The sequence below is a fragment of the Desulfonatronospira sp. MSAO_Bac3 genome (genome assembly GCF_003838035.1).
Classification (GTDB): Bacteria; Desulfobacterota; Desulfovibrionia; order Desulfovibrionales; family Desulfonatronovibrionaceae; genus Desulfonatronospira; species Desulfonatronospira thiodismutans.
The window spans coordinates 1-9173 of record NZ_QYZY01000220.1 but is presented as its reverse complement, the minus strand read 5'-3'; the positions used below and the strand labels follow the sequence as shown (position 1 = coordinate 9173).

Sequence of the window (9173 nt, the reverse complement as noted above, 5' to 3'; positions counted from 1 at the left end):
GACGGGGTGGAGGCCACGCGGCGGATAAGAAGCATGGAGCAGGGGGCCCCAGTGAAACCCCTGTCTACGACAGGGAGCCCTTTGGGCTGTTTCACGGGGCAGGCAGGGGGCATGGGGCATGGAGCAGAGAACAAAGACCGGACCACGGAGGTCGGAGAGCGGATTCCTGAATCCCCCAATTCCCCAATTCCAGAATTCAATTCCAGAATCCCTGAATCTCAGCCAGAGTTGAACACCCCAGAGGGGACCCCGGTTCAACCAGGTAAAAATCCCCGAATTCCCATAATAGCTTTAACCGCTTACGCCATGGACGGTGACCGGGAGAGGTTTCTGGATGCCGGCATGGATGACTATTTGGCCAAGCCGGTGCAGAAAGAGGACCTGGAAAAGGCTCTTGCCAAATATGCAGAACGAGGCTTGATGAGCTCTTGAGGACTTGTGCAAAAGAGGTGAGGGTGCCAAGGTGAGCAAAATAAAAGGCCACCTGGAAAAAAGCTCCCAGGTGGCCTGATAAAGGAGAGGGGGGTACAAACCGATTCTGTAACCGTTGCTATAGAATCATGGTTACCAGAAAATTATAGTATACCCCTTGATTTTATTGGCGTCCCCAGGGGGATTTGAACCCCCGTCGCCGGCGTGAAAGGCCGGTGTCCTGGACCGGGCTAGACGATGGGGACGGAACGCTTAATGGCTGGGGCACGAGGATTCGAACCTCGGCTACCAGGGCCAGAACCTGGCGTCCTGCCGCTAGACGATGCCCCAACAACCAAGAAAGAATTATGTAGTTTTTCTTGTGGGAGTTGTCAAGAAATTTTCAAAGGGCTCAGAAAAAAAATATTCAAGCGAAGAAAAAGAACAGGGCCTGCAGGATTCCAATGACGAAACCAAGTACTGCTCCGATGATTTCGATGAACCTGAACTCCTTGCGCATGATTGTGTAGAGGATCTCCTCCAGCTTGTCCATGGAAAAACTTTCCACCTTGCTGCGGACCACTTCCTTGAAGTCCAGGGTGTGCTCCAGTTCCTCGGCCACGCGCTGCAGAAGCTGGGGCAGAATTTTTTCGCTTTCACGGTGAAGCCTGCTCTGCAGGGAATCGGCTACCCTGCTGCTGAGGATGCTGCCCAACACTGGGTGTACTGAATTCAGCTTGCGGCTTAACAGGTTGTGTATGTATTCACTTAGAATATTACGCAGACGTTCACGGAACCGCGGGTCATTTATGACGTTTTGAATATCCTCGTGGGAAATGAGCTCGCGCTCCACCAGGGTCCCCAGGTTGGAAGCCAGCTCCTGCTGTCTTTTGGGGAATACCCCCTGCAGCTTCCAGCCCAGGATGTTCACCGGACGTCTGGGGTAAAAAAGCATTTTCACCGCCAGATAATTGGTGATCCAGCCTATGAGGGCTCCTATAAAGGGTGCTAAGATGAACTTGTAGTATTCCATTCTTCCAGGGACCTGGCTGTTCTTCCGGCAGTTTCCGGGCCGAAACCCGGCACCTGCATGAGTTCTTCCCGGGAGGCACCCAGGATACTTTGCAGGCTGCCGAAATGTTTCCACAGTGCTTCTACTTTTTTGGGGCCCAGACCGGGTATTTTTTCCAGGTCGCTTTGCAGGGATTTTCTGCGCAGGCTGTTGCGCATGCTGCCCAGGGCGAAGCGGTGGGCTTCATCCCGGATTCGTTGCAGGTAAAGCAGTTCCGGTGATGCGGGCTTCAGGGAAAGTGGGTTCTTGCGCCCCGGCAGATACACCTGGTCCTGAGCCCCGCCCCAGGACCGCGTTTCGGCCTTGGCAATGGAGGCCAGGGCGAAGAGACCTTCCTGTCCAGCATCCTGCAGGGCTTTCTGGACAGTGCCCAGCTGTCCCTTTCCCCCGTCTACAAGCAAAAGATCCGGCCAGGGACTGGAAGACCGGCTCCTGCGCCTGATGAACTCGCGCATGGCCTGGTAGTCGTCCCCTGGAGAAACAGAGGGCAGGTTGTAGATGCGGTAGTCCTTTTTATGAGGCTCCCCGGCCACAAAGGTCACCACTCCCATGCGGGTGTTACGCCCGGCGTGGTGGGAGACGTCAATACACTCGATGCGCTCAGGTTCGCGCTCCAGGCCCATGACCCCGGCCAGAAAGGGAGTCCCGGCATCTCTTCGGTCTCTGGCATGCTGTTCACAGTTCTGGCGGGCGATGTTTAAAAGGCCTTTCAGGCTCTCCCCCCTGGCCCCCACAAGCCTGACCTTGCCTTTGCGGTATTCCATGAGCAGGTGCAACAGGGCCGGGTCATGAATTTTTTCCGGAAGCAGGATCTTTTCCGGGATGAAACTGTCCGGTCCGTAAAACTGGCTTAAAAGGCTGGCCAGGGTGTCTTGCAGTTCCTGGTCGTTTTCCGGGTGGTGCTCCGGCCAGAAAAAATTCTTGCTGTCCAGGACCTTGCCCTGGCGGACAAAGAGCACCCCGATGCCCATTCCGCCCTGGACATAAACCGGCGCAAACACGTCCATGTCCCCGGTGCCCGGGAAAACCACCGACTGGGACTTAGTGGTCTGCTTCACCGCTTCAATCTGATCGCGCAGCAGGGCTGCTTTTTCAAAATCAAGTTCCCGGGAGGCTTCCTGCATGTCCTTTTCCATGCCTTTTATCATCTCTGCGCTGCGCCCGGACAGAAACATTTCCAGCCGGCGGATCTCCCTTGAGTATTCCTCTGTGGACACATCCAGGCAGCATGGTCCGGGGCAGCGCCTGATGAAATGCTGCAGGCATGGGCGCACCCGGTTTCTGAATTTTTTGTGCCCGCATTTGCGCAGGTAAAAAAGCCTGTTGATGACCTTCATGGTCTCCCTGGCCGCTGCTGCAGAAGTAAACGGCCCGAAGTAGACTGAGCCGTCGCGCCTGGCTGAACGCGTTAGTTCCAGGGCCGGGTAGGGCCTGGATTTGTCTAAGCGGAAAAGGACGTACTGCTTGTCGTCTCGAAGGACAATGTTGTATCTTGGCCTGTGTTTTTTGATGAGGCTTGCTTCCAGGAGCAGGGCCTCTTTTTCGCTGGTGGTGGTGATGTAGTCCACCTGCAACACCCGGCCCAGCATAACCCTGGTTTTGGGTGAGGGATCCCTGGATGAGCGGAAATATGAGCTGACCCGGCTGCGCAGGTTCTTGGCCTTGCCCACATAAATAATCCGGTTCTGCTCATCCTTCATGAGGTATACGCCCGGATCCCGGGGGAAGTCGCTGGAGTTGAACTGGTATTGCATTAGTCTTAAGAAAAATAGTTTTATCCAGCGGTTATATTTAGTGCAGCGCCTGGTCCTGGTCAAGAAAAACAAAAGTGTTTTACATCCGGGGCTGTTTTTTATAGACATTTTCTGTAAATAGATTGTTTGACAGTTTTCTGAAGAAAATCCGGCCGGCCGGGCCGGTAGCAACTTATAAAAAAGGGAGTTTCAGGCGATGAAGGAAATCAGGCAGGACATTTTCAGGGCCTACGACATCAGGGGCATTGTGGACAAGGATTTTGATCCGGAATGGGTGGAAGTGCTGGGAAAAGCCTGCGGGACTTATTTTCGCAGAATGGGCCTGGATCAGGCTGTTGTGGGCCATGACTGCAGGCACAGTTCACCCGAGTACCAGGCCCGCATGATCGAGGGGCTCAACAGCACCGGAGTGGACGTGGTCTTTTTGAATATGGTGTCCACGCCGCTATTTTATTTTGCCGTGAAAAAACTGGAACGCCGGGCCGGGGTCATGATCACAGCCAGTCACAATCCGCCTGATTTCAACGGCTTCAAGGTCTGGGCGGAAGAAAGCACCATTCACAGCGAGGAGATCCAGGAAGTTTACCGCATTATGGCCTCCGGAGAATTCGCCCAGGGAAACGGCATGGCCACGGAGATGGATATAAGGCCTGTTTACCGGGAGTACATGCAGGCCCAGGGTCCCGCCGCCTCTAAGGTAAAGGTGGTTGTGGACGGAGGCAACGGTGCCGCCGGCCTGGACTGCGTGCAGGTCCTGGAGGATGCCGGGGCTGACGTGGTACCCATCTATTGTGAGCCCGACGGAAATTTTCCCAATCACCACCCTGATCCAACTGTCATGAAAAACAACGAAGACCTGGTGGCCACGGTGAAAAAAGAAAACGCCCAGCTGGGCATCGGCCTGGACGGAGACGGAGACCGCATAGGAGTGGTGGATGAAAATGGAAAAATGATTTACGGAGATCAGCTCCTGGCCATCTATGCCCGGGACGTGCTGCAGCAAAATCCCGGGGCCTGCGTCATCGGGGAGGTAAAATGTTCCCACCTGATGTTCAACGATATCAAGAAGCACGGCGGCAGGCCCATAATGTGGAAAACCGGGCACTCCCTCATCAAGGCCAAGATGAAAGAGGAAGACGCTTTGCTGGCCGGAGAGATGAGCGGACACATGTTTTTCGCGGACCGTTATTACGGGTTCGACGATGCAGTGTATGCGGCCAGGCGCATGGTGGAGATTGTGGCCAAGAAGCAGGGTCAGCCCGTGAGCGGTTATCTTGATGACTGGCCGAAGACGGTGAATACCCCGGAAATCCGCGTTGAATGCCCGGACAGCATCAAGTTCGACGTGGTCAAAAAGGCCCAGGAGTATTTCCGGCAGCATTACGACATAGTGGATGTGGACGGGGTGCGCATTGCTTTTGATGATGGCTGGGCCCTGCTGCGGGCCTCCAATACTCAGCCGGTCCTGGTGCTCAGGTTTGAAGCCGAATCCGAGGCCAGACTGCAGGAACTGCGCGAACTCATTGAAAAGCCCCTGAAAAACTGGGTGCAGGAACTGTCCTGATAGATGCGCAAGGTCTGTCTTCTGGTGCTTCTGCACATCCTGGTGCTGGGAGGGATCTGGCTCTGGCGATCAGACCCGGATCCAGCGGTGCATCCCGGGGACCCCGCCTGGATCGGCATGACCGGGCAGGATATGCAGAAAAGCTTCAGGGGCGAGCTGATGCTTCCTGGACATCCTGCGGCAGATGTGGAAATAGACGGCCGTGCCAGGGTTTCGCTTTGGATATATCTTCCGGAATCCATGCTTGAAAACCTGCGCCGGAACAGCCCCGTCAGCATCAGGCTGCAGCAAGGCGATGAAGATGTTCTCACCGGGCGTGTATCCGGGGTGGACAGCGATTCTCGAAAGCGGGACAGTGGTACTTATTACCGCGTTCTTCTGGAGCTGGATGCAGAGCCGGGACAGATCAAGGACATGAAGATTATTGAGCCTTACATACATAATGAGCAGGGGACACAGTAAATCATGGGCATGAGCTTCTTTCCCCGTTCGGGCTCCGGCAGCAGAAGGCAGGGCAGCACTTTCAGGGTGTTTCTGCTGGTCCTTCTTTTTGTGGTGGTGGGGCTTCTTTTCTGGAAGAACTACGAGCGTTCCATGGACGTTATCCTGTCCAGCCACGTGGTCCAGGACGAGACTGAGACCCTGTCCCGGGAACAGAAGGATGAACTGTCCTCCTTTGCCAAAGGCCTGCAGGACAGGTTTGGATTCGGGCTTCAGATCAGGGTGTTCGAGCATTTTGTAGAAAAGCCTGAGCCGGATTCCCGGGTGATCTTCATGGGTATCAGCCCTGCCAACCAGGAGGTTGAAATCGTATGGCCCCCGGTCCTTAGAAGGGCTCTGCCCGACGACTTTACCCGGCACCTGGAAGAAGAACATTTTGAAGAATACTGGCAGGGGGACAACTGGCCCAGGGGGCTTTACCAGGCCCTGCAAAGACTGGGAGAGGAGCTTCTGGCCATTGAGCAGGAATAACAATACGCAGGTGGTGGATATTTATACCGACGGGGCCTGCCTGGGCAATCCCGGGCCTGGAGGATATGCCGCAATACTTAAGTGGGGGGACCTGGAAAAGGAGATTTCCCAGGGCACTCCCGGGACCACCAACAACCGCATGGAACTAATGGCCGTGCTGGAGGGCCTGAAGGCCCTGAAATATCCCTGCCGGGTGCGCATTCATACTGATTCCCAGTATATAGCCAGGGCCATAAATGAGAAGTGGCTGGAAAAGTGGCAGAGAAACGGCTGGAAAACAGCCCAGAAAGAAGACGTTAAAAACCGGGACCTGTGGGAAGAACTTGCCGCCCTGCTGCAGGAGCACAAGGTGGAATTCAAATGGGTCCGGGGGCACAGCGGTCATGAATACAACGAGCGCTGCGACCACCTGGCCCGGCAGGCGGCCCAGGCTGTTGATGATTGATTGTTATATGTTATCTGCTGACAGGGCTTCATACGTAGAGTACAGGACCAGACTGCAAGTAATCTGGAATAAGGAAGTGGTCATTATAATAACCACCCCCGGCCCCTCCTTGGCTAAGGAGGGGAGCAGTGCGTGCTGTACGCATTAATTGTCACAAAAGGTGTCTCGGGGACTGTCCCCGGGCCGGTACTCAAGGAGAAATATTGAATCAGGATTTGCATTTGCTGGATGAGCTGCAGGATAAAATCGGCTATAGATACCATGACCCTGAGCTGCTGGTAAGGGCCCTTACTCACAGCTCTTATGCCAATGAAAGGCATATGGAGCATAATGAAAGGCTGGAATTTCTGGGGGATGCCGTCCTGGAGCTGTGCATTTCCAATGTACTTTTTTTCAGGTTCCCCCGGGCACCGGAAGGGCATCTTACCCGGCTTCGGGCGGCCTTAGTGAGCGAGCCCACTCTGGCCAGGCTGGCCAGGTCCCTGACCCTGGGCGATTATATTTTTCTGGGCAGGGGAGAGGAGCTGCAGGGAGGCCGGGACAGGGATTCAGTGCTGGCTGATACCCTGGAGGCCATTCTGGGGGCTGTTTACCTGGATTCCGGTTATGACGGGGCCTTTGAGTGCATTGCAGCCCTATTTGAGGATTTCATCCCCGACAGGGTGGAAGCGTTGCCTGTATCCAAGGATTTCAAGAGCAGGCTGCAGGAAAAGACCCAGGGCCTGTTTCGGGCCAGGCCTGTTTATACACTGATTGACAGCTACGGGCCGGAACATGAAAAGATTTACCGGGTCCAGGTGGAGCTTCCGGACGGTACCGGCATCGAGGCCATGGCCGGCAGCGTGAAAAAGGCCGAACAGAAGGCTGCCAGCAAGGCGCTGGAATACCTGGATTCCGTCAAGACGGCTGATGTCAGGTGACCATGATTTTCAGGGTGGGGCCGGGGGGTCAAGTCCCGGCCCCCATGTCTTTGGTCGCCTCAGCCGTGTGGTTAGCCCATGAGCTGCATAGCCATCTGGGGCAGGGTGTTGGCCTGGGCCAGCATGGCCGTGGCACCCTGGGAGAGGACCTGGTTGCGCATGAACTGGGTCATTTCATAGGCAACATCTGCATCAGAGATGCGTGATTCCGCAGCCTGCAGGTTCTCAGCCTGGATCTGCAGGTTGGAGATGGTGCTTTCCAGGCGGTTCTGGAAGGCACCCAGGTCGGCGCGGATGCGGTCCTTCTTCTCAATGGCCGCATCTATGTCCTCCAGGGCTTGCTGAGCGAACATTGTTGGAGCAGTTTCATTTATATTTTTATCTAAATTCTGCCCAAGAGTGTAAAGATCATCGCTTATTTCTGCATTGGTAGCCGGCTGACCCAGTCCAAGGATGTCTGAATTGCTAAATGCCGGGTCATCACTGTCTGGATCATCTCCAGAACTGAAAAGTTCGTAGGATGCTTCAGTTATCTCCACTGGATCGCCGTCTTCGTCTTCAGCTTTGATTATAAACTCATCATCTCCGGTCCATTCAAGGCTAAACTTAAGATTGTCATCTCCCAATCCGCTTTCAGTCTGACCAGCAAGCACGTTTTCCAGAAATTCATGCATATCACCTGAACCAGAACCAGCTTCTACCGCACCTGAGAATGTATGCTCTTCATCTCCAGCTTTAATAGTTAACCTGCCCTCTCCTCCGGATTCATAATCTTCGTCAGGTCCAAACGCGTCAGTTATTTCTGTGCTGCCACTTTCAAAGGCCAGCATGCCTTCGGCTGATATCTGGATCTCATCAGTTCCAGCGCCTTGTGTTATGGTAATAGTCCCATTATCAGCTACACCGCTATAACCATCAAGTCCATTGATTTCATCGAGAAAGGCGCTTGCCGTTCCAGAAGCTGTTCCATCACTTTGGGCAGTGACAGTTTCATCACCTATCTGCAGGGTATATATGCCTCCGCTGACAAAATCATCATCATCAAGGTCTACAGTTCGGTCATAGTTATGATTCAGAGCCTCACTTATATGATCTCTAATGCTACCGTCGCCGGTCCAGCTTGGATCATCGCCTTCATATTCTTCAATGGCTGCATCAAGAGATTCTTTAGCGCTTTCGACATGATCCATAAAATCCTGTTCTTCATCAGTCCATTCCTCTTCATCGTTTTCTTCAATCCTTTTTTTGGCTTCTACGATGTCCTGAAAAAGTCCTTCCATGCTGTCACGGGCTTCTATTACATCATCCATTACTTCTTCCGGATTTTCTGGTTCTCCGTCTGACAGCTTGGTATATATATTATGCAGTTCACTTTCTTTGCCAGCCAGGTTTTCCATACGTTCTTCTGCAGCCAGCCTGAGAAATGAGTCCTCAAGGCCTATTCCCCTGGCAGTGGCATCCCCCATGTTTACATAGTAGAAGTCTTCTCCGTCATTGTTGCGGGGACCGAAATGGAGTTTCATGGGATTGCCTTCATCTTCACCCAGGTTGCCGTCCAGTAGTTTAACCTGGTTGAACTCTGTAGCATTGGCAATGCGGTTTATTTCGGACTTCATCTGCTGATATTCCTGGTCAATGATTTTACGCTGATCCGAAGTATAGGTCCCGGTGGCAGCCTGCTCAGCCAGTTCCTTCATGCGGATGAGCTTGTTGTCAATGACTTCCAGGGCACCGTCGGCAGTCTGGATTGCCGATATGCCGTCATTGGCGTTTCTTACGCCCTGGTTCATGGCGGCAATATCTGCCCGCATGAGTTCCCTGATTGCCAGTCCAGCCGCATCGTCAGCCGCAGTGTCGATCCTGAGCCCCGAAGACAGCCGCCTGGTGGATGTGGCCAGGTCGCCGTAATGGTGGTCCAGATTACGTGCGGCATTCATTGCCATTAAGTTATTGTTTATGACCAAAGACATGTTAATACCCTCCTTCGAGTTTTTGAAGGGTCAAAGCAATGGCGGTGCCATATAAAATTAGTTCT

Annotated in this window: 8 protein-coding genes, 2 tRNA genes and 2 pseudogenes; 6 read left to right on the top strand and 6 right to left on the bottom strand. The window is 53.8% G+C overall.

Annotation, left to right across the window (positions count from 1 at the left end):
* Positions 1-111 precede the first annotated feature (111 nt).
* Positions 112-432, top strand: coding sequence for a response regulator (locus D5S03_RS07535; protein ID WP_287043294.1), 321 nt, complete (start codon positions 112-114; stop codon positions 430-432).
* Positions 433-599: 167 nt separating this feature from the next.
* Here the strand turns inward: D5S03_RS07535 and D5S03_RS07530 are convergent.
* From D5S03_RS07530 to uvrC, 4 genes are all read right to left on the bottom strand, one after another.
* A tRNA-Glu gene (locus D5S03_RS07530) sits at positions 600-677 on the bottom strand.
* An 11-nt stretch (positions 678-688) separates the two neighbouring features.
* A tRNA-Gln gene (locus D5S03_RS07525) sits at positions 689-762 on the bottom strand.
* 76 nt (positions 763-838) lie between these two features.
* Positions 839-1444, bottom strand: coding sequence for a DUF445 domain-containing protein (locus tag D5S03_RS07520; protein WP_008868730.1), 606 nt, complete (start codon positions 1442-1444; stop codon positions 839-841).
* Positions 1420-3237, bottom strand: coding sequence for an excinuclease ABC subunit UvrC (gene uvrC / locus D5S03_RS07515; RefSeq protein ID WP_287043291.1), 1818 nt, complete (start codon positions 3235-3237; stop codon positions 1420-1422). The genes D5S03_RS07520 and uvrC overlap by 25 nt, the downstream gene beginning before the upstream one ends.
* Positions 3238-3433: 196 nt before the next feature.
* On the opposite strand from uvrC, the gene D5S03_RS07510 reads away from it, so the two are divergent.
* The 5 genes from D5S03_RS07510 (at position 3434) to rnc (ending at position 7138) form a co-directional block, all read left to right on the top strand.
* Entirely contained in the window at positions 3434-4801 is a 1368-nt protein-coding gene (locus D5S03_RS07510) for a phosphomannomutase/phosphoglucomutase (RefSeq protein ID WP_008868732.1), read from the top strand.
* A 3-nt stretch (positions 4802-4804) separates the two neighbouring features.
* Positions 4805-5263, top strand: coding sequence for an efflux RND transporter periplasmic adaptor subunit (locus D5S03_RS07505; RefSeq protein WP_287043289.1), 459 nt, complete (start codon positions 4805-4807; stop codon positions 5261-5263).
* A gap of 9 nt (positions 5264-5272) precedes the next feature.
* A complete protein-coding gene (locus D5S03_RS07500; RefSeq protein ID WP_144311420.1) occupies positions 5273-5773 on the top strand; it encodes a TPM domain-containing protein in 501 nt (166 codons plus the stop codon).
* Positions 5760-6218, top strand: coding sequence for a ribonuclease HI (rnhA, locus tag D5S03_RS07495; protein ID WP_287043287.1), 459 nt, complete (start codon positions 5760-5762; stop codon positions 6216-6218). The genes D5S03_RS07500 and rnhA overlap by 14 nt, the downstream gene beginning before the upstream one ends.
* A gap of 221 nt (positions 6219-6439) precedes the next feature.
* Positions 6440-7138, top strand: coding sequence for a ribonuclease III (rnc, locus tag D5S03_RS07490; RefSeq protein WP_287043296.1), 699 nt, complete (start codon positions 6440-6442; stop codon positions 7136-7138).
* Positions 7139-7209: 71 nt separating this feature from the next.
* On the opposite strand, the pseudogene D5S03_RS13775 reads toward rnc, so the two are convergent.
* Together D5S03_RS13775 and D5S03_RS13770 are read right to left on the bottom strand one after the other, a co-directional pair.
* Positions 7210-7485 (bottom strand): annotated as a pseudogene (locus tag D5S03_RS13775) (flagellin); the annotation flags it as partial.
* Between the two features lie 1086 nt (positions 7486-8571).
* A pseudogene (locus tag D5S03_RS13770) lies at positions 8572-9108 on the bottom strand (flagellin N-terminal helical domain-containing protein); the annotation flags it as partial.
* Between the last annotated feature and the right edge of the window lie 65 nt (positions 9109-9173).